The organism is Providencia rettgeri (genome assembly GCF_041075285.1).
GTDB classification, from domain to species: domain Bacteria; phylum Pseudomonadota; class Gammaproteobacteria; order Enterobacterales; family Enterobacteriaceae; genus Providencia; species Providencia rettgeri_G.
In genome coordinates this window covers 3651584-3676265 of sequence record NZ_CP163512.1, presented here as the reverse complement: position 1 = coordinate 3676265, position 24682 = coordinate 3651584, and the positions used below count along the sequence as shown (strand labels likewise).

The following is a 24682-nucleotide window of genomic DNA, read 5'->3' as shown; positions in this document are numbered from 1 at the left end:
ATACCACATAAATAAATGAAACATGCTTTTAGCAATAAGTTTCTCCCATCTTGTTTGGAAATCGTTATGACAGAGCTAAAAAAACCTAAAATCTTGAATATTCAAGATGTCGCTCAATCAAAATTATTCTGTATCCAGTCAGTTGATCTCGAATTCAGCAACGGTGAAAAACGAGTCTATGAAAGAATGCGTCCTGCGAAACGCGAAGCCGTCCTCATTATTCCTATTATTGATGACCACCTAATTCTAATCCGCGAATACGCCGTAGGGATTGAAAACTACGAACTTGGTTTCCCTAAAGGGGCTATCGACCCAGGCGAAATTGCACTAGAAGCCGCGCAGCGCGAGCTCAAAGAAGAAATAGGCTATGGTGCAAAAAGCATTATTCAGCTCGCTAAGCTGACTATGTCACCATCTTATTTTTCTAGCAAAATGAACATATTACTAGCGCAAAACCTGTATAGCGAAAAACTTGAAGGTGATGAGCCTGAACCACTGCAACAAGTTAAGTGGCCGATTGCACGCATGATGGAATTGCTAGAACACCCAGACTTCAATGAAGCACGAAATATTAGCGCACTTTTCTACTTAGAACGTTACTTAAAAAGTAGTAAGTGACACTACTTATTTGTGTATTTTATATAAGTCACGTTTTTTTTCTATGGCTATCCTTACCTTAATATGCCATTTTACACTCATTTAGCGTGTTTTATCATAAAAAAACACCCCATGTTTTGATAACAGTGGGGTGTTCATCAAGATAACGTTAAGACCCGACTTTTTAGAATAATTCCTGGCTAGCGCCACCTTCGGTTGAAATGGTTGTTCCCACTTCTTGTACCGAATATTCTTTAGGTTCAGTTCCTTCGATAAAATACTCGCGGCGAGATGACCCTAGTTTGCCCGTTCTACTATCAATAGACACAGAGATAATCCCTTTTGGTGGCTTCATCATCTTCACAGGAACACCGTCAAGAATTGATTTCATAAAATCATTCCACATCGGTTGGGCACTCTTCGCACCAGCTTCACCACGACCAAGTGTGCGTTTATTATCATCAAAGCCTATCCAAGCGGACGCCACAACATCAGGACCATAACCAGAGAACCAAGCGTCTTTCGAGCTATTCGTTGTACCTGTTTTTCCACCGATATCACGTCGGCCACCTAAATCCCTTGCGGCACGCCAACCTGTAGCAGACCAGCCTGGCTCACCATAAATATTGGTCATCATCGCGTCACGAATTAAAAATGCGAGTGGCGTACCAATAACATGAGGAGCGTATTGAGATCCCGGACTCTCATTTTTCTCACTGGACACTGCCACTTCCATTGTGGGTTCTTGAGCCATTTCGTTACGACCGGATTGAGTCACTTCTTCTGTTGATTCATCATCAATCCCTTTCATTTCAATGGTGCGCTCGGTATCACCATAAACAACAGGAATATGAGTGCAATCAGGGCACGCTAATTTAGGATTGGCTTCAAATATCACTTCATCATTGTGATTTTCGATCTTCAAAATATAGTATGGGTCAATGAGGTAACCACCATTGACCATAACCGCATAGCCACGCACCATTTGCATTGGTGTAAATGACGGCGCACCTAACGCTAACGCCTCTGTACGGTTAATATTTTCACGAGGAAAGCCAAAACGCATCAGGTAATCTGCTGCATAATCAACCCCCATAGCTCGCATTGCGCGCACCATCACCACGTTTTTCGACTGCCCTAACCCTTGACGTAAACGAATTGGCCCATCATAGCGTGGTGGTGAGTTTTTCGGACGCCAGTCAGAACCTGCACCGGCATCCCAACGACTAATTGGTACATCATTCAGCAAAGAAGACAATGTCAGGCCTTTATCCATCGCTGCGGTATACAAGAACGGCTTAATATTCGACCCCACTTGGCGCAATGATTGCGTTACGCGGTTAAACTCACTCATATTAAAATCAAAACCGCCCACTAATGCGATAATCGCACCGTCATTAGGATTAAGTGCAACAAAAGCTGCATTGACATCAGGAACTTGCGCCAACCACCAATTGTCTTTAACTTTACGAACCCAAATTTGCTCACCCGCTTGAACAACCGCATTCACGGCCCTTGGTGATGCACCTTGTTGGGTATCCGAAATAAATTTACGCGCCCAGCGCACGCCAGCCATCGTAATATCAATTTTTGAACCATCCGCTAGCATAACGCTCGCCTCAGAACCTGTTGCTGATAATACGACAGCAGGCATAAGGGGCCCATAAACAGGGGATTTCTTCAACTTTTCAATAATTTTTTCAGATGTCCAAGCCGTTTCGCCTGACTTCCACAGCACTTCTGCTGGGCCACGATAACCATGGCGAGTATCATAGTCGATCAGATTATTACGCACAGCCTCGGTTGCGGCTTCCTGATCTTTGCGGATCACCGTCGTGTAAACTTTGTAACCGTCGGTATATGCATCTTCACCGTATTTATCATACAGCGTTTGGCGTGCCATTTCGGCTAAATAAGGCGCTGAGAAATCAATCTTCGGTGCATGATAGGACGCGACAATTTTTTCATTTCTCGCTTGGTCATACTGGTCTTTCGTAATGTACTTTTCTTCCAACATACGAGAAAGCACAACATTCCGACGATTGACCGCACGATCATAAGAATACAATGGGTTGAATGTTGACGGCGCTTTTGGTAACCCAGCAATCATCGCCATTTCACTTAGCGTGAGTTCATTAACGGTTTTCCCGAAATAGACATAAGCCGCCGCCCCAACACCATAAGCACGGTTACCCAAATAAATTTTATTTAGGTACAACTCCATAATCTCATCTTTCGAAAAAAGCTGTTCGATGCGAATAGCTAAGAATGCCTCTTTCGCTTTGCGCATTAAGGTTTTTTCTGGGCTTAAATAAAAGTTTCTCGCCAGCTGCTGAGTAATGGTACTCGCTCCTTGTGACGCATGGCCAGATGACGCCATTACGGATACCGCACGGAAAATACCAATTGGGTCAATACCATGGTGATCATAAAAACGGCTATCTTCTGTCGCAATAAACGCTTTCACCAGCAAAGGGGGGATCTCAGTCAGTGGAAGTGGAATACGACGTTTTTCGCCATATTGGGCGATTAACTCATTATCTGCGCTATATACCTGCATTGGAATTTGCAGACGAATGTCTTTCATGGTTGCAACATCAGGTAACTCACCTTCGACATATTTATACATGCCATAAATCGAGGCGGTTCCCAAAAAAATGCAACAGAAAATAAGAATAAAAAAATATTTTACGAACTTCACCGGAAAATTCCCATGCTCGGCTAACAAGAGGGTTTAGATATCACTAACGCATAGTATAAAGCTTATACAGCACAATAGAAAACGTAATTTATTTGTTAATGATAAGGAAATTAGCTATGTACACATCAAAATGGAACATTGGAATAGATATTTATCAAAATAAAATTCAGTTAGTTGCCACAAAACGTCGTCGAAAATACTGGTCTTTATGCGAATGTTGGCAACAACAACTTCCTTTCGAAATAACCGATAATTCAGATCCAGAACAACACCAAATTCTACTGAAAGTTTTACTACAGTGGCGTCAGAAATTACCGAAAAACTGCGCCGTTTCTATCGCCTTACCTGCTGTTCGCACGTTAAAGCAACAGTTTTCATTACCAACCCAACACCACTTGCAACAACCGGAGCTGGACTGGTATCTGCACTCTCAAGCTGAAAAATGCTTTCCAATGAATGTCCACGAGCTCGCCATTGACTATCGCGTGATCAACCAGCAAGTTTACCTTAATGGGGCACGGAAAACCGACATTGCCTTTTGGCAAAACCTGTTAACACAAAGCGGGTTTAATTTACTGGCGATTGATGTCGCCCCTGTCGCATTGCGCTATGTCGCTCGCCATTGTGGATTACCTGACGAATGCTGGCTAGTTCATTATAGACAAGGTGAATGGTTATGGTCAGGGCCAATTAGCCTACCTGCAAATTATAATCATGTTCAAGATAATGAAATCACCACGCTTTCACAACTTTTGCCCCATCTAAACGCAGAAGATCACAATGCAACCCTGCCCATTTATTTAATTACCGATCATCTCGATATTGCACTTCCCTCCGACCAAGCAGATCACTATACCAAGGGGCATTCGCACCGCTGGGAGCTACGCCAAGCTTTTCAATACCATAACCTAAAACTCCCCCGCCAATTAGGGGATTTTGTGATTGCTGCTGGCCTCGCACTGCGTCATGGAGATATTTAAGAGATGAAAAATCCCCTGCTATACCAAGTTAATTTTTTGCCTTGGCGACAACAAAAAATAGTGAAAAAAAAACGTGAGTTTCTCCTTTTCACTTGCGCATTGTGCTGTTCCACACTGACAACTTGCTATTTTTTATATTTATTTCAACAAAATGGAATTGAAAGTAAACAAGTGATCCTGCATAACGCACAAAAAAAACACCAACAAATCCAACAAATAAGCCAGCAAATGGTCAATCAACAAGCACAATTAAACCTATTGATTGAAAAACAACATAACCGGAAAACTATCCAGCAAAACAACCATGCACTCTTAGCTTTACTGCATAGCTTGCCCACCATTACACCATCAAAAAGCTGGCTTACCTCTTTTCAACTCATTAATAATCAACTCGATATCAAAACAAACAGCTATGACTTTCAAAATATAGCGATTTTTAGCCAGCAACTGGAAAATCTGAAAAGTATAAGTGGGATCCAATTAAAACAACTCAGTCGAAATCAACAACTAAATCGGCTACATATAACAGCCAAACACCAAGGAGAGGTAGATGAATAAGACATTTCATCAGTTTTGGTATCGCCCTTTTTGGCAACAAGCCTTACCCTTTGTTGTGCTCATTGGGCTACTTCTTTTTGTGGGATATTTTACCTATTGGAAAAGCTCATCATTACAACTTATTGAATTAGAAAACAAAAAAAACAATCTATTTGATAACATTCAAAAAGAAGAGCAACGTATTCGGCAACTTCCTTCATTAAAGCAGTTAGCACAACAAATTGAAAACCTTAAACAATACACCGTACTGGATAAGCGCCCTCTCGCATTATTTTCACATTTCAATGCACTGCTCAGCCAGTCTGCCGTTACGCTCAATAAGCTTCAGCCTATAAACCAGAACGAAGGGGTTTTTATGGAAGTTCAGGGGAGTTTCGCCGATATTTATCACTTTCTTCAAAAACTGATCGCCACTCCATTACTCAATATATGGTATTGCTCGGAAATCACACTAACCCAGCGAAAAAATGCATTAATTGCCTCAATAACACTGTCATCAACCATTAATTCAACCGCTATCAAGGATGAAAATAGCCATGAATAACCCATTCTTTTTCATCAGACTAATCGCCATCATTTTATCCTTAACCTTTAGCCCTGTTTTTGCAGAGCCAATTCGCGACCCTTTTGTGCCACTCCTCCCCATAGAGGAAAATGTACAGCCATCGGTAACACATCCCACCCCATCATCTAAGAACGATAACGTCATTTGGCATGAAAAAATTTTCAAATTAGTCTCAATAAAAGCGCAGGAAGTTCAACGTTTATTGACACAACCAGAAATGGTTTTATTATCAAAAACAGCAACCATTCACCATGATCCCACAACAAATAGCGTGATCATCAAAGAGAGTCCCGATCGCTTAGCGCTCATTGAAGAATGGATAAAACAGAAAGATTTGCCGCAACAACAGGTTCAGATCACAGCGCACATTATTAGTAGTAGTAAAACAGCACTACAGGAACTGGGGCTAGAATGGGGAATGCTTGCAGGTAACACAACCCACAGCCGCCTTAACCGCTATAATCGTTACCACTCTATACCGGGGCAATTCTCCTTTAATGTTCTCAAACTGAGTGAAGGCCTGCTAGAAATGAAACTCAATGCATTAGAAAAAGAAAATTTACTGTCCATTATTGCCAGCCCACGGTTAATGGCTTCACATCAACAAGCCGCCAGTATCCAACAAGGTACTGAAATTCCTTATGTCACCAGCAGCGAAAAAAAAAACCATGTGCAATTCAAGGATGCCGTCTTGGGTATGGATGTAACGCCAACAATCTTCGGCGATGAAAAAGTCGCATTGAATCTAAAAATTAGCCATAACTCACCAGATACCGCGCTCACCAGCGGTCAAAACCATCATTTAGCAATCAACAAACAGGAAATGACCACCTCAGTCACCATTAAAAATAATGAAACCCTGATACTCGGTGGAATTTTCCAGCAAAAACAGGAAAAAACACAAACCGGTCTCCCTTTACTTTCACAGGTTCCCTTTTTAGGCAGATTGTTTACAAATAGAGCGGAACATATCGATCGGCGGGTTTTAGTGGTTTTTATTACCCCAAAACTTATCGATATTTAATGTGAATAAAATAATACCTATACTTCAAGTAGTTGAATAAACTATAAGCCAAAGAGCACGAAAAAAAATTTTTTTTATACCATAAACCTACCGGATAAATTTGACGCTGGCGTCGTTTTAGCATACAAGGTTATCCATTGAATGTTCTAACTATCCTTAGATTAAAGAACAAGCTGTCAGTCGCTTATAAAACAGCCACAATAATTTTGCTCTATATTTAACAGAAATTATATGCTTCTAGCGGTATTCTAACTCTGTTAAAAATCATGCTAAACAATGCATTAGGCAATAACGACAGCTCAAATATCGAAACCTGTAATTTGAAGTGTGGCACTTTGTTCACTAAGTGCCACACTTATATAGTTGCATTCCTAGTTGATGTGTTGAGATAATTTTCTTATCTGATCTCACATCATCACTAATGAGGTTTCAGTTTAGGTCCCGCTGCTAATTATATTGGCGGGGCGGGTTCATTAACGAATAATCGTAGTAATACCAAAAAACATGGCAGAGAAACGCAATATCTTTCTGGTTGGACCGATGGGTGCAGGTAAAAGCACCATTGGTCGTCAGTTGGCACAACAGCTTAATATGGAGTTTTTCGACTCTGATCACGAGATAGAAAAACGCACCGGCGCAGATGTCGGCTGGGTATTCGACCTTGAAGGTGAGGAAGGCTTCCGTGATCGCGAAGAAAAAATCATCAATGAACTCACTGAGAAACAAGGCATTGTATTAGCGACCGGTGGCGGTTCTGTTAAATCCAAAGAAACCCGTAACCGCTTATCAGCACGCGGTGTCGTTGTGTATCTCGAAACCACAATTGAGAAACAGCTTTCTCGTACACAACGAGACAAAAAACGACCACTGCTACAGGTTGATGAACCTGCACGTGAAGTACTCGAGAAGTTGGCGGACGAACGCAATCCTATGTATGAAGAAATTGCAGATATTACCATTCATACCGATGAGCAAAGCGCTAAAGTCGTTGCTAGCCAAATCATCGAAATGCTAGAAAAAAACTAATTTATCATCATGTTATTTTGTTAGTAATAAACTCAAGGTAGAACAAGATGGAAAAGGTCACTGTTACTCTGGATGAACGTAGTTATCCAATCAATATTGCACCTGGGTTATATAACCAAACAGGGGCATTTTGGCCATTAGCTGCGGGTCAACGAGCAATGATAGTGACAAATGAAACACTCGCACCTATTTATCTTGAAAAGATAAAACGCGCCCTTGAGGCTTCTGGCGTCAAAGTGGATTCCATCACCTTGCCTGATGGTGAACAGTATAAATCATTATTTATTATGAATGATGTATTTACTGCTTTACTTGAAAAACATCATAACCGCGATACCACCCTCATCGCTCTTGGTGGGGGAGTTATCGGAGACTTAACTGGCTTTGCTGCGGCCAGTTATCAACGCGGCGTTCGTTTTATCCAAGTTCCAACCACATTATTATCCCAAGTGGATTCTTCTGTCGGCGGTAAAACCGCAGTCAATCATCCATTAGGGAAGAATATGATTGGGGCATTTTACCAGCCCGCTTCTGTTGTCATCGACCTCGATTGTTTAAAAACCCTTCCACCTAGGGAACTGGCTTCTGGTCTCGCTGAAGTCATTAAATATGGCATTATCCTTGATAGTGCGTTTTTCACTTGGCTGGAAAACAACATTGATGCACTGGTTGCTCTCGACAATCAAGCGATGGCTTACTGTATCCGCCGTTGCTGTGAGCTCAAAGCACAAGTCGTTGCCGCCGATGAAAAAGAAACAAGTGGTCTACGTGCATTACTTAACCTCGGTCACACATTTGGTCATGCGATTGAAGCGCACATGGGTTACGGTGTCTGGCTGCATGGTGAAGCCGTTGCTGCGGGTATGGTCATGGCGGCTAAAACAGCTGAACTGATTGGCCAATTCACGCCGGAACAAACACAGCGCGTTATTGCATTGTTAAAACGTGCCTCACTCCCTGTCACTGGCCCTTCACAAATGAAGCCTGACGACTATCTACCCCATATGATGCGAGATAAAAAAGTGATGGGGGGGAAATTACACTTAATTTTACCAACCACTATTGGGCACTCAGAAATGCGTTCAGACATTGATTCTCAAACGGTCATTGCCGCAATAACATCCTGTACGCAATAAAATTATGGCAAAATGACCTTAGAGATCGCCAAAAATAAAGAAAATGCTTAATTTATACTAGCGTTTTAAAATGTTACTGGTAGATGCTGTTCAAAGTCGTTAAATTATACGGTATGCCTACACCTCTATACGAACGTCAAAAAAGCATACGAAAATACCATCCAAGCTAGCATGGTATCACGAAAGAATCTATGCTTTAAAAATAAGCAGAAAACTCTGCTTGGTCGTTAACAGGTTGTACTGATAAGAGACATTTTATCTCTACTATAGGCACATTTTATTCGGGAGAGGAAAATGGACGAATTTAAACCAGATAACCAGCCGCAAGGTCAAAATGACCTTAGGCCAGATACATCAGACAGACCAGCAGGCCGTTCACGTCAATCAATGACAGCGAAACCCAAAATTGCCTTATCGCGCCAACACATCATGATCGGTGTGGGGGTGCTTGTTTTATTGCTACTGATTATTGCCATCAGTTCTGCATTAAAAGCACCGACGGAGCATGAACGCCAGCAAACGACCAACAATAGTAGCGGGCAAAATATTGATTTGTCTGGTTCCTCCTCTTTAACCAATACACAAGGCCAAACCCAGCAAGGGCAAGTTCAAGAAATTACTGGTTCACAAATCACGCCAACACCAACGCAAGGCGAGTTACAAACTCAGCCAAATGGTTTGGGTGAGCGAATCGAAATTCCAGGTGATGTTGTTGATGCCTTAAACCAAGGGCAAGTTCCAGCACCAGGTACAACGCAACCACAGAACGTGACGCCACTGACTCCGCCAGTAGTTAAGCCTGCTGAACAACAGCCAGTAGTAAAACCCGTTACGCCAGAAAGAACACAACCGAAAGCGGTGGAACCAAAACAGCCAACTCAACCAAAGCAACCGACAAAATCGGCTGCAACGGCCAATAACTCAAGCAGCAATCTGATGTCTGCACCAGCGAGTAGTTATACGCTTCAGTTAAGCAGTGCCAGCCGTTCAGACACACTGGAAGCTTTCGCAAAAGAAAACAAACTTGCCAATTACAAGGTTTATAAGACCATTCGCAATGGGCAAACTTGGTATGTTCTTATTCACGGTAATTATAACTCAGTCACTGACGCGAAAAATGCAATAGGGACTTTACCTGCTGCTGTTCAAGCGAAAAAACCGTGGGTGAGAAATATGAAACAAGTCAAACAGGATCAAAAATAACAACGTTTTTCCCCGGGCGCATTATGTTGTCCTGACAGAGTATGAATGCAGTTACTCTAAACGATTGTAATAATAAGACGGCATGAAAAAAAAACGCGCTTTTTTAAAATGGGCTGGGGGTAAATACCCCCTTGTGGAAGAAATCAAAAAGCACCTTCCACAGGGTGATTGCTTAATTGAGCCTTTTGTTGGTGCAGGGTCAGTGTTTTTAAATACCAGTTATGACTCATACATACTGGCAGATATCAACAGTGACCTCATCAACCTCTATAATACAGTTAAACACCGAACTGACTTTTTTATTGAAGAAGCCCAGCGCATCTTCACACCTGAATTTAATACATCAGAACAGTACTATCTGATGCGTGAAGCATTTAATAAATCTGGTGATACAGAAAAACGCAGCGTGCTTTTTTTATACTTAAATCGCCACTGTTATAATGGTTTGTGCCGCTATAATTCAAAAGGTGAATTTAACGTACCTTTTGGTCGCTATAAAAAACCCTATTTCCCCAAAGAAGAACTTTTGTGGTTTGCAGAGAAAGCACAACAAGCCACCTTTATCACTCAGCATTATGGTGAAACCCTATTAAATGCAAGAGAAGGCTCCGTCATATACTGCGATCCTCCTTATGCACCGCTTTCTGAAACCGCTAACTTCACGGCTTACCACACCAATTCATTTGGGGCGTTAGAGCAACAAAATTTGGCGATTTTGGCGCATAAATTGTCCACAGAAAGCAAAATCCCAGTGTTGATCTCAAATCATGATACCCCCTCAACAAGAGAGTGGTATCATCAAGCACAATTACATATTGTTAAAGTTCGTCGCACCATTAGTAGAAATATATCGAATCGCAGTAAAGTCAATGAGTTACTGGCTTTATATACGAATAAACCTAATAGCCTTTCTCCTAGAAAAACGAATAATAAAAAAACGCTATGCACTGAACCTAGCGCAGAATGGCTCTCAGATAACGACTAATATTCGGAGACAATAATGAAAAACTTCCTCATTGCCCCATCTATTTTATCTGCTGACTTTGCTCGTTTAGGCGAAGATACCGCCAAAGTTCTCGCCGCAGGTGCAGATATCGTGCATTTTGATGTGATGGATAACCATTACGTCCCTAACCTAACCTTTGGCGCACCAATTTGTAAAGCATTGCGGGATTATGGCATCACCGCCCCCATTGATGTTCATTTGATGGTAAAACCCGTTGACAGAATTATTCCTGATTTCGCAAAGGCGGGGGCAACACACATTAGCTTTCACCCTGAAGCCAGTGACCATGTAGACCGTTCATTGCAATTGATCAAAGAACATGGCTGTACTGCGGGTCTGGTGTTTAACCCAGCAACCCCTCTGAGCTACCTTGATTATGTGATGGACAAAGTGGACATGATTTTGCTGATGTCTGTTAACCCGGGCTTTGGTGGTCAATCCTTTATCCCACAAACCCTCAATAAATTGCGCCAAGTCCGTAAATTAATTGATGAAAGTGGCTATGATATCCGCTTGGAAGTCGATGGCGGTGTGAAAGTGAATAATATCGCGGAGATTGCCGCAGCCGGTGCCGATACTTTCGTTGCAGGCTCAGCTATCTTCGATCAGCCCGATTACAAAGCCGTTATCGATGCAATGCGTGTTGAATTACAAAAGGTATCTCAATGACCCAAGCCGTATTAGAGAATATCAAAGCCGTTGCTTTCGATTTAGATGGAACCCTTGTTGACAGTGCCGGTGGCTTAGCAGAAGCCATCGATAACATGCTAACTGATTTTGATTTCCCACCGGCGGGCAAAGAGCGCGTTTCAGTTTGGGTTGGTAATGGTGTGGATATCTTAGTTGAGCGAGCACTCACTTGGGCTAACGCAACCATCACGCCTGATTTGCAAAAACAAGCTCGTCAACGCTTTGATAAATATTATGCCGTGTCTGTCACAACTGGCAGCGTGCTATTTCCTGAAGTGAGAGAAACTCTCGAGCAGTTAGCAAAACATGGGTTGCCAATGGGGATTGTCACGAACAAAGCCACTCCATTCATTGCCCCACTACTTAAAAAACTGAATATCGATCACTATTTCTCCCTTGTATTAGGCAGCGACGATGTTAAAGCCTTAAAACCACACCCTGCTCCCCTCTACTTAACGATGGGAACCTTCGGTTTACGCAAAGAAGAATTGCTTTTTGTCGGTGATTCCCGTAATGATATTATTGCAGCACGAAACGCTGGATGCCCGTGTGTCGGTCTGACCTACGGTTATAACTATGGTGAATCTATTGCATTGACTGAACCTGACTGTGTGTTAACTCACTTTGCAGGCTTATTACCTGCAATCGGTTTATCTGAAATAAAATAAGCAAGGACATAATTTAAAATGAGCACTCCCACTGAAAAAACAAAGCAACCCCAGAAACCTATCGTATTCAGCGGCGCACAGCCTTCCGGTGAATTGACCATCGGTAACTACATGGGTGCATTACGTCAGTGGGTACAGATGCAAGATGATTTTGACTGTATTTACTGTATTGTTGACCAACACGCAATCACCGTTCGTCAAGATCCTGTCGAACTGCGTAAAAGAACCCTCGATACTCTAGCGCTCTATTTAGCGTGTGGCATTGACCCGAAAAAAAGTACTATTTTTGTACAATCCCATGTGCCACAACATGCACAATTGAGCTGGGCGCTAAATTGCTACACCTATTTCGGCGAATTAAGCCGTATGACACAATTCAAAGACAAATCAGCGCGCCATGCAGAAAATATCAATGCGGGCTTATTTGACTACCCAGTATTAATGGCGGCAGATATTTTGATTTATCAAACGAATCAAGTGCCGGTTGGTATCGACCAAAAACAACACCTTGAATTGAGTCGTGATATTGCACAGCGTTTCAATGCAATTTATGGCGATATTTTTACCGTTCCAGAACCATTTATCCCAACAGGTGGCGGGGCTCGCGTAATGGCGCTCCAAGATCCAACCAAGAAAATGTCCAAGTCTGATGATAACCGCAATAACGTCATTGCGTTGTTGGAAGACCCGAAATCCGTCGTGAAGAAAATTAAGCGTGCGATGACTGATTCTGAAGAGCCACCTCGTATTCGCTATGATTTAGAAAACAAACCGGGTGTATCCAACTTACTGGATATCATGTCTGGTGTGACAGGTAAGCCAATTGCACAATTAGAAGCAGAATTTGACGGGCAAATGTACGGTCATCTTAAAGGTGCTGTTGCCGAAGCGGTATCCGATATGCTGACAAACTTACAAGCTCGTTACCACGAATTCCGTAATAACGAAGCACTGCTGAACCAAATTATGGATGAAGGCGCAACGAAAGCCGCGACTCGCGCTCAAAAAACCTTAGATAAGGTGTACGACGCCATTGGCTTTGTCAAACGCCCACAGCTGTAATATACAGACGGGGAGTGCCAATCTCCCCATTTTCTTTATCCCCCATAAGCACGCAATAAATTACTGAAAATCTGTATTGCGATACCTTTTGCCATCATAGCTTGAATAGTGAGTGCTTTTCGGCTAATCGCTAAACATAAAATAAATGTATTACGTTTAATGCGTTAGATAATGCGTGGTAGATTATCTTGCTGTATTAAGCGCCCGGTATTTTTAATGAGGTTTAACTCATCTCCTCCCTCATCATTTTGGCCAGCCTAAATAATTTAACGTTTGAACTCCCAAGTCTGTTTTTAACATAAAAATTCCCCTTCAAATTAGACTAAAAGAATCCAACTTGGGTGTAGTTCACTTTTAGGGCAAAGAGGATGCCAAGCCCCGCAAACAAAACAAATAGTCTGGTGAGCAAAACAACTAAATCCCTTAAATAAAGCGAAATAAATTACAGTGATAAATTCGCTATGGAGGTTTTGTATGTACCGCGCACTTTGGACACAACTTCGTCCCTATCGCTCGATTTTACTACTTGCAGTCGTTTTGCAGGCTATTTCAGGCCTTTGCTCTCTTATTCCGTGGATTGCGATTAGCCAAATCGTTGCAGCTCCCGTTCATCAATATACAAATTGGGTCATTATTGCTTGTATTGGGGGGATATGCTGGTTAGTTTGCCAAACTATTGCAATGCATCTCACCCACCAAACAGATAGCCGCTTGTGCCACCAGCTGCGATTACAATTACTTGATAAAATAAGTAAATTACCATTAACCCATTTCGTACAGCAAGGTAGAGACGGTATTTCACAGGTGATTGACCGTGATGTGCGCTACCTTCACCAATTAACGGCTCACGCACCAGCAGATCTCACTAAGTTATTGGTAGTGCCTATTGCAACCACCCTTATTTTGCTATGGCAAAACATCTTGCTCACCCTGTTTTGCCTTATTCCCTTAGTGGCTTCATTTTTTTTATTTCGAGCGATGAGATCCCCACGCTACCAAGGCTTATATGCCGCTCGCAATGAAACCATGGGAAACCTTTACAGCCAATATGCCGAATTCGCCGATAACCCATTATTAGCTAGGCAATATCCATATCAAGGCATACAAAAAAGGGTATCTCAAGCGTTGCAAACCTTTGAAAACGCCTTTATTCGTTGGATTGATAAAATTGGCGCACTAAGCTCACTCACCCAAGTAGGGATCAGCGCAACATTACTTTCTTGCTGGGTAGTTTTTGGTGCGATACTGCTTCCTACTCCGATTTCACTCGCTCAGGTTATTTTGTTTATTTTATTAATTCAAAGCATTGCCGCCCCTGTAGCGGCCATGGGACACGGAGCTGATGCATTAAGCCTTGCTGTCAGCGCATCACAACGCATTGAACAAGTACTCAATGAACCTGAAATGCAATACGGTGAAAAAATGCTGGATACCACATCATGCCACCTCCAACTAGCTCAAGTTAACGTTACACTGGGTGATAAGCCCATTTTATCTCAGATTAATATCGACATTGCTAATGGTGAGTTGATTGCTATTGTGGGATTATCTGGTGCAGGTAAAAGCACATTATTACAGTTGATGGCGCGTTTTCTAGACCCTTCACAAGGGACCATTTCATTTAATCAAATCCCCTTACCTGAACTCTCTTTAACCGCGTTAAACCGCCAAGTTGCGATTGTGATGCAAAACCCGCAACCGATGTCCTGCTCGTTAAAAGAAAATGTGCAACTTTTCGCACCGCAAGCCAGTGAAAATGAGATTTATCACTACCTTGAAGCCCTCGATTTGCTGCCTCTAATACAACAATCCCCTAAAGGGCTTGATAGCCAGATTGGAAAAGAAATGGTGTTATCTGGTGGTGAGTCTCAGCGACTTGCCATTGCGCGAGCCTTATTATCACCTGCACCATTATTACTCTTCGATGAACCAACCTCGGCACTGGATCCACAAAATGCTCAACGGGTATTATCACTCTTACAATCTGAACCTCGAACCTGCGTGTTAGTCACTCATCATCTAGACAGTTTAAACCTCGCTAACCGAGTCTTGCTGCTAAAAGAAGGCCAACTGATTGCACAAGGCACCCACAAAGATTTAGCGGATACATCAATAGATTATCAGCAATTACTAAGTGCCTTGGAGAAAAGCCATGCTTAAATCTTTATTACATAAGATACGAAACGCCATTGTTTGGATGGTATTCGCTGCTATTTTAGATGGGCTTAGCGGGTTATTCCTTGTGTATATCATTTTCAGTTGGTCATTAGACACACTTATCCCACTGATTTTACTGGCATTGTGTAGCCTGACATCCCTCATCATTACCTTTATTGCTACCCAAAAAGGCTATTTAGCTGGTGGGTTAGTTATGCGCTACCTCACTAACGCGTTAATACGCCATTTACCTTTGTCATTACAGCCGATAAAAAATGCAAACCACTTAGTGGCTGGGCCTGTTTCTCACATTATGTCAGTCCCCGCTCATTTATTGCATCCTATTATTAACGGAGTGATCGCACCGTTAACGGTTGTGCTTGGCACATTAATCTATCAACCTATTTTTGGGGTGATCCTCTTATTAGCTGCTCTTTTATTATTATCTATCTTACGGTTTTGTGGCCAAAAGTTGGCTTTTTTTGAGCAACAAACTCAGGCATCTGAACAAGATGTCATTCACCAACTCGACCAATTTGCCCTCCACCAGCCACTTATTCGTCGGGCAGGGATGAGTCATGCCCAACAGCAGCAACTGATATGTGCTTTCGCATCACAACATCAAACGCAAACACAGTTGCAACGTCAAAGTTTGCCATTCCATTTATTATTTTCATGTGCCATCCAAGTTATTTTTATTGCATTATTTTATTTGGGCATTCAAAAAGTCAGTCAGGCAGAAATGCCATTAAGTCTATGGCTCGCAGGAATGGTATTATTGGCACGTTTTATTGAGCCTTTATGGCTTCTTTCCCATTTGGATCAGTCAGTCAGGCAAGCAAAACAGTCTATTGAACAGCTTGAGTCTGCATTAAATACCCCTGAGTTAAGCTTTCCTTATCGCGCCTCGCCTCCTGAGGGTAATACAGTCAGTTGCCAACAATTATCGTTCTACAATAATGAAAGGAAACAAATTTTAAACGGGATTTCAGTGGATTTTGCACATAACACATTTACGGCTATCGTTGGCCCATCAGGAGCAGGAAAAAGTACTTTATTAAGCCTACTCGCACGTTTACAAGATCCAACCCAAGGCTCAATCCATTACGGCAATAAAAACCTTATTGAATTATCGCAAGAAGCACTCAGTACAAAGCGTGGGATTTTATTACAAGACAGCGCGCTATTTCGGGGTAGCATACGCCAAAATCTAACATTAGATGCGTCAGATATTGATGACCGACAACTTTTCTCCCTGCTTTCACAGTTAAATTTTGAGGTGACCCCAGCTCTTTTGGATAGGGAGGTTGGCGCGAATGGTATGGCGCTATCCGGTGGGCAAAAACAACGTTTATCTATTGCAAGGCTACTTCTACGTCATCCTGATATCATTTTAATGGATGAACCAACAGCAAGCCTTGATAACATCAACACGGCTTGCGTCATCAAACTGCTCATGCAAGCTAAACAACAAACTCGTATCGTGGTCACCCACCAGCCAAACCTAGCTCGCCAAGCGGATCATATCGTATATATGGAGCACGGAAAAATAATAGCTCAAGGCGCTCACCAAACATTATTTGCGAATGTTCCGTGGTATCAGCAATTTATTCAGCAAGGAAATTAACCCTTACAACACCAACATGGTTGAAAGGTGAAAATAGACAATTTAGAACCGTTTATGAAAATACTATTGATAAAAATGGATAGCATAGTTTCATCACCCACCTTTATGATGAGACGATTATGAATACAGTAATTTCAACACCAACAACAGCTACAGCTTCGATTGCTGATTTTTTTGAAATCAAAGCAAACCAAGCTAGTGAAAAAAAAAAGTCAGTCATTCTGATATAGCAATGCTTCTGAAAAAAGTAACGAATTCATCTGAAGAGATTTCACTTGAAAATTATTATCGCGCTCAAAAAGCGTTAAACACATTAAAATCTATCTTAGATACTCAAAACTCAAAGGTAAAAGAAAAAAAAGAGCTTAATATTAATAAGGTTTATTGCAAAACATTCAATAAGCTGTCTGATGTCTCTATTAATGACATTAAGGCTAATGCACAGCAAAGATCCAGCTCATTGAAAATCAGTGAGTTAACAACCAAGGCTAAAGTAATAAAACAAAAAGATATTACTAGCTTGATAAAAAGCAATCAAAACATAAAAAATGCAATTAATATATTTATCAATGACTTAAATAAAGAAGCTTACTGGCAACCAAGTGAAAAAGAGTATCAAGCATTATGTAGCAACCTTTTAGCATTACAAAATAAAATAGATAAATTTCGAAATAATATCCTTAGCTCAAGCTATCAACATAATCCAAATAAGCTTACCACCCTAACTCAGCTAGAATCAAAACTCGCTCAGCTTTCAAGTAAACTACAAAGCAACTATCAAGCCCTAAAAATTACCAACCAATCAGATAGCCACATCACACCATCACAAAAATTTGACGACGAAAATTCAAATTTAAATACTCAACACCAATTGAATAACAATGAAATATCCTCAGCTCATCTAGCAGAATTAGCGCAGTTGAAAACAGAAGTGTCTATGCTTGAATCAGAGGTAGAACAATTAAAAAGCGAACGACAAAAGAGTCACAATAAGTTGAATGAATTACAAAGTAAAAGGCTAGCAGGACGTAATCTTAATTTAAAAATACAGGTTAATAACGATGACTATGTTAAAAACCAAGGGTTTCAAGCTGCGATAAAAAATGAAAATGCCTAATGTGGAATTAGGCATTGCTTACTTTGCTAAGCAATAAATTAACCCCGTTTGCCAAATAAACGGTGGCTGAACTCTTCAATGCGATGATTATCGAGGCGATTTTGCATGGTTAGGCTCCAACTCGCAGATAACCCCGCTGCGCTAAGGAGCCTTTTATATAACTGTGTATCATAAGGGGCGTGAAATGCGATCATTATCGCCTCTTGTACGGATATATCACTGTTACGGCTCAATAACGTTAGCGGTGAATTGGCACTGACATTTCCCGTTTTAATCACGCGATACAGCCATCCACAACGACCGTTGTCTTGCATAATCTGGGCAAAGTTTTCCACACCCGTCAACCCATTTAGCTTATAACAAGGGGAACGGGGCTGCGTTACCTGAATTCGCGCATCTCCCCACGCATAAATATCACCGATAAATACATTCTCTTCGGTCATCCCAACAGTGGATATATTTTCGCCAAACGCTGATGCAATAAACAAATCGTCTTGCTCAGGATAAGCATTCAACCAAAATTGATAATGATCACGAGGGTAGTGACAAAGCGCTCTATCAGGGCCACCGTGAAAACGCTTTTCTGCCTGCTCATCCCCCTCTAACCCGAGTTGTCCTAGCATTAATAAACCATCTACTGGGTGTTTATAAATAGCACTTTGACCGCAAGATTGTGTTGCTTGAACTTTACCGATAAAGACTTGAGGTAGGAATGACATTAGCCACGCTCCACATAGATGAGTAACGAAGGCTTCATCATAAAGAATGCTGATCGAGATAACAATCAAATGGACAGGAATAAAAAAGGCGCAGCATCATTGACGCTACGCCCATTCTCGACTTAGTGACAAAGTCTAATTATTTAGCTTTTGATGCAAAACGCGCCGCTGCTTCGTCCCAGTTAACTACGGACCAGAACGCTTTAATGTAATCAGGGCGACGGTTTTGATATTTCAGGTAGTATGCGTGTTCCCACACATCTAAACCAATGATTGGGTAACCTGAAGCGCCAGAGATGGCTTCTCCCATTAATGGGCTGTCTTGGTTAGCAGTAGATACAACGGCTAATTTGCCGTCATCTTTCAGAACCAGCCACGCCCAGCCTGAACCAAAACGAGTTGCTGCGGCTTTTTCAAACAGCTCTTTGAATGCATCAACGCTACCAAAATCACGCTCGATAGCTGCTTTTAAGTCGCCTTTTAATTCAGTATTTAATTTCAAACCTTTCCAGAACATACTGTGGTTTGAGTGACCACCCGCGTTGTTACGCACAAAAGTACGTTGATCAGCAGGAACTTGGTCTAATTTTTGAATTAGAACGTCAATATCAAGACCCGCTAATTCAGGTAATTTTTCTAACGCCGTGTTGGTGTTAGTCACATAGGTTTGATGATGCTTAGTGTGGTGGATTTCCATGGTTTGTTTGTCAAAATGTGGTTCCAACGCATCATAAGCATAAGGTAAAGCAGGTAATGTATAACTCATTTAATTGTCTCCAGTGACGTAAATACCACTATGTTTCTCATTTTCACCACAAGGTTCATAGGGTATAGCACTTGCGTAGTTTCGCACCTTGTGAATTTCTTTCTATTATAGTTATTTTACTGTTAATGAAAATCATTATCAAATCCATAAAAAAAATGTGGTCTTTTGCATTCCCTATGAGAATTCGTTTATACAGTAACTAATACCAATATCCCCATGGTTTGTTTTTCTTTTCATCCAACATTTATAATATTTTTAGATTTATACTCCAATATGCCATTTAGCATCAAATGATAATTCTGCAAATATCATTACAATTAATACGTGATCTTCCGCTCAAAAGAAAAACAAATTTATATTTCATGCTTTAGTTAACTGTTTTTTGACATAATATTAACATCTGCAAGGAGATAATAATATGACTCAAATAACTAAACATCCCGTTCCTGCTGAAATTGCAAAAAATGCCCTGATTACTGAACAACAGTATCACGATGAGTACCAACGTTCGATTCAAGACCCTGAAGGATTTTGGGGCGAAAAAGGAAAAATCGTTGATTGGATTAAACCGTACACCCGTGTCAAAAATACCTCTTTTGACCCCGGACATATCGATATCCGTTGGTTTGAAGATGGAACATTAAATTTAAGTGCAAACTGTTTGGATCGCCATTTAGCTGAAAAAGGCGACCAAGTCGCGATTATTTGGGAAGGCGATGACCCATCATCGTCAAAAAATGTCACTTACCGTGAACTGCATCATGATGTTAGCCAGTTCGCTAACGTTTTAAAGAAATACGGCATCCGTAAAGGTGATGTCGTGGCGATTTATATGCCAATGGTAGTAGAAGCAGCTGTCGCCATGCTAGCGTGTGCACGAATTGGCGCTATCCATACCGTCATTTTCGCAGGGTTCTCCCCTGAGGCGGTCTCTGGTCGCGTGATTGACTGTAAAGCGAAACTGATTATCACTGCTGACGAAGGCTTACGTGCTGGCCGTGCTATCCCGCTGAAAAAGAATGTGGATGACGCATTAACCAATCCACACGTGACCACCGTTGCAAATGTGATTGTTTATCAACGCACAGGCAATGTGCCAAGCTGGGTCGAAGGGCGTGACTTATGGTGGCATGATATTACGAAAGGTGTTAGTGCCGATTGTCCACCAGAAGAAATGCGAGCAGAAGATCCGCTGTTCATTCTATATACCTCAGGCTCAACAGGTAAACCTAAAGGGGTACTCCACACCACTGGCGGTTATTTGGTCTATGCCACACTCACATTTAAATACACCTTTGACTATCACCCCGGTGAGGTGTATTGGTGTACCGCCGATGTAGGTTGGGTAACAGGTCATAGTTACTTACTGTATGGGCCATTATCTAATGGCGCAAAAACGGTAATGTTTGAAGGTGTGCCAAATTACCCATCTGTTAACCGAATGAGTCAAGTCGTTGATAAACACCAAGTCAATATTCTTTATACCGCACCAACGGCTATTCGTGCATTAATGGCAGAGGGTGATAAAGCCATTGAAGGTACAGACCGTAGCTCACTGCGTATTCTTGGCTCTGTGGGGGAACCTATTAACCCTGAAGCATGGGAATGGTTCTACAAGAAAATTGGTAATAGCCGCTGCCCAGTGGTTGATACATGGTGGCAAACCGAAACAGGTGGTTTTATGATCACACCACTACCAGGTGCAACTATGTTAAAACCAGGTTCCGCCACATTACCTTTCTTCGGTGTACGCCCTGCGCTAGTGGATAACCTAGGTGAACCGATGGAAGGGGCAACCGAAGGTAACTTAGTTATTGTTGATTCTTGGCCGGGTCAAGCCCGTACTTTATTTGGCGACCACGAACGCTTCGAGCAAACCTATTTTTCAACCTTTAAAGGCATGTACTTTAGTGGAGACGGAGCTCGTCGTGATGAAGATGGTTATTACTGGATCACGGGTCGTGTTGACGATGTATTGAATATTTCGGGTCACCGTTTAGGTACCGCAGAAATAGAATCAGCACTCGTTGCGCATCCACAAGTAGCGGAAGCTGCGGTAGTCGGTATTCCTCATAATATTAAGGGGCAGGCAATCTATGCCTATGTCACATTAATATCTGGGGTTGAGCCTTCACCTGAACTCTATACTGAGGTTCGCAATTGGGTACGTAAAGAAATCGGTCCAATTGCAACGCCAGATGTTCTTCACTGGACGGATTCATTACCAAAAACCCGTTCCGGTAAAATTATGCGCCGTATCCTACGAAAAATTGCATCAGGAGACACTAGCAACTTTGGAGATACCTCCACGCTAGCAGATCCAGGAGTTGTCGAAAAATTACTCGAAGAAAAACAATCTATGAGTATGTCATAGCTTAAATAGCTTAAAAAGGCCGTCTGATAGCGGCCTTCATATAAATACTCAAAATCTTTAAAAGCGCAGAATTGAGATGCGAAATGACCCTAGAAAATATCTGGGTAATTAGCTACAGCCAATTTTCTGTCATTTTAAAGAGAATAGAGTACCAATAATACAATAACAGAGGAGAACTCTGATGAATGCTACTGCTTACGAAAAGGTAGAGGATAACCCTCGCTTTAAAGAACTGGTTAGAAAACGTAGTCGCTTTTCATGGTTGTTATCAATAATAACGCTTGTCCTGTATGTTGGTTTTATTTTTCTTATCGCTTTTGATCCTAGCTGGTTAGGTACACCAATAACGGAAGGTTCATATATCACTCGAGGGATCCCTGTAGGTGTTGGGCTGATCGTCATTTCATTTTTACTCACAGGACTCTATGTTATCCGTGCAAATGGTGAATACGACCGTTTAACGACCGAAATTTTAAACGAGGTAGAAAAATGAAATATTTGCTCTCACTCATTCTCTTTTTTACCTCATCAATGGCGTTTTCCGACGCATTGACAGGGGATGTTGAACGCCAGCCTGTCAATATTCAGGCCATTATCATGTTCTTACTGTTCGTCGGCTTTACCTTATATATCACTTATTGGGCGTCAAAAAGAACGCGTTCTCGCTCTGACTACTATACAGCAGGTGGGAAAATTACAGGCTTCCAAAACGGGATGGCAATCGCTGGTGACTTTATGTCTGCCGCTTCCTTCTTAGGGATCTCCGCTCTAGTTTATACATCTGGCTATGATGGCTTGATTTACTCAATTGGCTTCTTAATTGGCTGGCCGATCATTCTATTCTTAATTGCCGAGCGCTTACGTAACTTAGGTCGCTATACTTTCGCTGACGTTGCATCTTACCGGTTAAAACAAAGACCCATACGTATCCTATCTGCAATAGGTTCGCTGGTCGTGGTCGCACTCTACCTCATTGCTCAAATGGTGGGGGCCGGTAAATTAATCGAATTATTATTCGGCCTTAATTACCACGTTGCGGTCGTTATTGTGGGTATCTTGATGGTGCTGTATGTTCTATTTGGTGGAATGTTAGCAACCACATGGGTGCAAATCATCAAAGCTATTTTATTATTAGCTGGTGCGACATTCATGGCGGTAATGGTCATGAAGCATGTCGGTTTTAACTTTAATACCCTATTTAAAGAAGCGGTCGCCGTTCATAAAAATGGCATTGCCATTATGAGCCCTGGAGGGCTTGTTTCCGACCCAATCTCTGCCTTATCACTTGGCCTAGCCTTGATGTTTGGTACAGCCGGTCTTCCTCATATTATTATGCGCTTCTTCACCGTCAGTGATGCAAAAGAAGCCCGCAAGAGCGTGTTCTATGCAACAGGATTTATCGGTTACTTCTACATATTAACCTTTATTATTGGCTTTGGTGCGATTGTCCTTGTCAGCTCAAACCCTGCATTTAAAGATGCTGCGGGTGCACTGATTGGCGGTACCAATATGGCGGCTGTGCACCTTGCTGACGCTGTTGGCGGTAACTTCTTCCTTGGCTTTATTTCTGCTGTTGCCTTCGCCACCATCCTTGCGGTTGTTGCAGGATTAACACTCGCAGGGGCTTCTGCGGTATCTCATGACCTTTATGCGATGGCAATGAAAAATGGCAAGGCAGACGAAAGAGACGAATTACGAGTCTCAAAAATTACAGTTGTCGTCTTAGGCTTTGTTGCTATTGGTCTTGGTATTTTATTTGAAAAACAAAATATTGCCTTTATGGTTGGCTTAGCCTTCTCCATCGCTGCAAGCTGTAACTTCCCGATTATTTTACTATCTATGTACTGGCGCAAACTCACCACTCGCGGCGCATTAGCTGGGGGTTGGTTAGGGCTGATTACTGCCGTTGTCTTGATGATCCTAGGACCAACGATTTGGGTCAGTATTCTTCACCATGAAAAACCAATCTATCCATATGAATATCCTGCATTCTTCTCCATGATTGTTGCATTCGTTGCCTCTTGGTTATTCTCTGTGACTGATAACTCAGAGCAAGGAAAAATGGAAAGAGAACGCTTTAAAGAACAGTTTGTCCGTTCACAAATTGGCTTGGGTATTGAACAAGGAAAATCTCACTAAAGCGCACCTTATTGCCACACCAAACGGCTCAAAACATCGAGCCGTTTTTTATTGCTTTCAAAGAACAGTGATGAGTTCTATAGACCTATTAACATGAAGGAAAACGATGTTAAAACCTCTTCTGCTCACCACAAATAAAAACGAAATAATATGGCGTTACAATAGCGTTGCACATAGTGCAAAAATCGCAATAAAAAACACTTTTAGCCGATGTAAGAGCAAATAAAGTGAGAATGCCACTTAGGGGCTATTTATCTTTGCTGCTGATTTTTACCGCTAAAAAAGTCAAAAAATAATCCAAAAAGTGAAAAATGTACCCGTCGTGGCTGACTGATGACGATTTAAATCAACTATTGTCCCTAAACGCTATCCTACGGGTTCGATTAAAGCACGTTTCACTCATTTAATGCTCCATTGAGAGGCTCTTGCCTTGCCTAAAATGGCTTTAATTCGAATAAAAATTGACCATCCACGTTCAACAGCCCCTACTGACTAAGAATTTTAAGCAAAAAAAACCTTCTTTCTACAAAGAGAAAAGAAGGTATTTATAATATTTAAGGATTTATT

Annotated in this window: 21 protein-coding genes; 18 read left to right on the top strand and 3 right to left on the bottom strand. The window is 41.7% G+C overall.

Annotated features, from left to right (window positions below; all coding sequences use genetic code 11):
- Nucleotides 1-66: 66 nt before the first annotated feature.
- Nucleotides 67-618 (top strand): ADP compounds hydrolase NudE, encoded by a 552-nt coding sequence (gene nudE / locus AB6N04_RS16860; protein WP_369309373.1) that lies wholly within the window; start codon nucleotides 67-69, stop codon nucleotides 616-618.
- 163 nt (nucleotides 619-781) lie between these two features.
- On the opposite strand, the gene mrcA is transcribed toward nudE, so the two are convergent.
- Complete coding sequence (gene mrcA / locus AB6N04_RS16855) at nucleotides 782-3298, bottom strand: peptidoglycan glycosyltransferase/peptidoglycan DD-transpeptidase MrcA (protein WP_369309372.1); 2517 nt, start codon at nucleotides 3296-3298, stop codon at nucleotides 782-784.
- 116 nt (nucleotides 3299-3414) lie between these two features.
- Between mrcA and pilM the strand changes: the two genes are divergently transcribed.
- The 14 genes from pilM (at nucleotide 3415) to AB6N04_RS16785 (ending at nucleotide 18117) form a co-directional block, all read left to right on the top strand.
- On the top strand, nucleotides 3415-4278 hold the full coding sequence (gene pilM, locus AB6N04_RS16850; protein WP_369309371.1) for a pilus assembly protein PilM: 864 nt from the start codon (nucleotides 3415-3417) through the stop codon (nucleotides 4276-4278).
- Between the two features lie 3 nt (nucleotides 4279-4281).
- Nucleotides 4282-4836 (top strand): PilN domain-containing protein, encoded by a 555-nt coding sequence (locus AB6N04_RS16845; protein ID WP_369309370.1) that lies wholly within the window; start codon nucleotides 4282-4284, stop codon nucleotides 4834-4836.
- The gene (locus AB6N04_RS16840; RefSeq protein ID WP_369309369.1) at nucleotides 4829-5380 is read left to right on the top strand and encodes a hypothetical protein; all 552 of its coding nucleotides are present in this window, start codon (nucleotides 4829-4831) and stop codon (nucleotides 5378-5380) included. The genes AB6N04_RS16845 and AB6N04_RS16840 overlap by 8 nt, the downstream gene beginning before the upstream one ends.
- Nucleotides 5373-6425 (top strand): secretin N-terminal domain-containing protein, encoded by a 1053-nt coding sequence (locus tag AB6N04_RS16835; protein WP_369309368.1) that lies wholly within the window; start codon nucleotides 5373-5375, stop codon nucleotides 6423-6425. The genes AB6N04_RS16840 and AB6N04_RS16835 overlap by 8 nt, the downstream gene beginning before the upstream one ends.
- A gap of 504 nt (nucleotides 6426-6929) precedes the next feature.
- Nucleotides 6930-7451: a shikimate kinase AroK gene (aroK, locus tag AB6N04_RS16830; protein WP_047756505.1), complete on the top strand. Its 522-nt coding sequence runs from the start codon at nucleotides 6930-6932 to the stop codon at nucleotides 7449-7451.
- 47 nt (nucleotides 7452-7498) lie between these two features.
- Nucleotides 7499-8587 (top strand): 3-dehydroquinate synthase, encoded by a 1089-nt coding sequence (gene aroB, locus AB6N04_RS16825; RefSeq protein WP_369309367.1) that lies wholly within the window; start codon nucleotides 7499-7501, stop codon nucleotides 8585-8587.
- Between the two features lie 294 nt (nucleotides 8588-8881).
- A complete protein-coding gene (locus tag AB6N04_RS16820) occupies nucleotides 8882-9790 on the top strand; it encodes an SPOR domain-containing protein (protein ID WP_369309366.1) in 909 nt (302 codons plus the stop codon).
- Between the two features lie 82 nt (nucleotides 9791-9872).
- Entirely contained in the window at nucleotides 9873-10775 is a 903-nt protein-coding gene (gene dam / locus AB6N04_RS16815) for an adenine-specific DNA-methyltransferase (protein ID WP_369309365.1), read from the top strand.
- Between the two features lie 15 nt (nucleotides 10776-10790).
- Nucleotides 10791-11465 (top strand): ribulose-phosphate 3-epimerase, encoded by a 675-nt coding sequence (gene rpe / locus AB6N04_RS16810; RefSeq protein WP_369309364.1) that lies wholly within the window; start codon nucleotides 10791-10793, stop codon nucleotides 11463-11465.
- Nucleotides 11462-12154, top strand: a complete 693-nt coding sequence (locus AB6N04_RS16805) for a phosphoglycolate phosphatase (protein WP_369309363.1) — start codon at nucleotides 11462-11464, stop codon at nucleotides 12152-12154. The genes rpe and AB6N04_RS16805 overlap by 4 nt, the downstream gene beginning before the upstream one ends.
- Nucleotides 12155-12172: 18 nt before the next feature.
- The gene (gene trpS, locus AB6N04_RS16800) at nucleotides 12173-13216 is read left to right on the top strand and encodes a tryptophan--tRNA ligase (RefSeq protein ID WP_369309362.1); all 1044 of its coding nucleotides are present in this window, start codon (nucleotides 12173-12175) and stop codon (nucleotides 13214-13216) included.
- Between the two features lie 474 nt (nucleotides 13217-13690).
- Nucleotides 13691-15376 carry an ABC transporter ATP-binding protein gene (locus AB6N04_RS16795; RefSeq protein ID WP_369309361.1) on the top strand — a complete coding sequence of 562 codons (1686 nt, stop codon included), beginning with the start codon at nucleotides 13691-13693 and terminating at the stop codon, nucleotides 15374-15376.
- Nucleotides 15369-17000, top strand: a complete 1632-nt coding sequence (locus AB6N04_RS16790; RefSeq protein WP_369309360.1) for an ATP-binding cassette domain-containing protein — start codon at nucleotides 15369-15371, stop codon at nucleotides 16998-17000. The genes AB6N04_RS16795 and AB6N04_RS16790 overlap by 8 nt, the downstream gene beginning before the upstream one ends.
- A gap of 232 nt (nucleotides 17001-17232) precedes the next feature.
- A complete protein-coding gene (locus tag AB6N04_RS16785) occupies nucleotides 17233-18117 on the top strand; it encodes a hypothetical protein (protein ID WP_369309359.1) in 885 nt (294 codons plus the stop codon).
- A gap of 38 nt (nucleotides 18118-18155) precedes the next feature.
- Here the strand turns inward: AB6N04_RS16785 and yiiM are convergent, their stop codons facing one another.
- On the bottom strand, nucleotides 18156-18836 hold the full coding sequence (yiiM, locus tag AB6N04_RS16780) for a 6-hydroxyaminopurine reductase (protein ID WP_369309358.1): 681 nt from the start codon (nucleotides 18834-18836) through the stop codon (nucleotides 18156-18158).
- Between the two features lie 139 nt (nucleotides 18837-18975).
- Nucleotides 18976-19602, bottom strand: coding sequence for a superoxide dismutase [Mn] (sodA, locus tag AB6N04_RS16775; protein ID WP_369309357.1), 627 nt, complete (start codon nucleotides 19600-19602; stop codon nucleotides 18976-18978).
- A gap of 418 nt (nucleotides 19603-20020) precedes the next feature.
- Between sodA and acs the strand changes: the two genes are divergently transcribed.
- The 3 genes from acs (at nucleotide 20021) to actP (ending at nucleotide 24115) form a co-directional block, all read left to right on the top strand.
- Nucleotides 20021-21976: an acetate--CoA ligase gene (acs, locus tag AB6N04_RS16770; RefSeq protein WP_369309356.1), complete on the top strand. Its 1956-nt coding sequence runs from the start codon at nucleotides 20021-20023 to the stop codon at nucleotides 21974-21976.
- A 181-nt stretch (nucleotides 21977-22157) separates the two neighbouring features.
- Complete coding sequence (locus AB6N04_RS16765) at nucleotides 22158-22469, top strand: DUF485 domain-containing protein (RefSeq protein ID WP_369309355.1); 312 nt, start codon at nucleotides 22158-22160, stop codon at nucleotides 22467-22469.
- Nucleotides 22466-24115, top strand: a complete 1650-nt coding sequence (gene actP / locus AB6N04_RS16760) for a cation/acetate symporter ActP (RefSeq protein WP_369309354.1) — start codon at nucleotides 22466-22468, stop codon at nucleotides 24113-24115. The genes AB6N04_RS16765 and actP overlap by 4 nt, the downstream gene beginning before the upstream one ends.
- Nucleotides 24116-24682 lie beyond the last annotated feature (567 nt).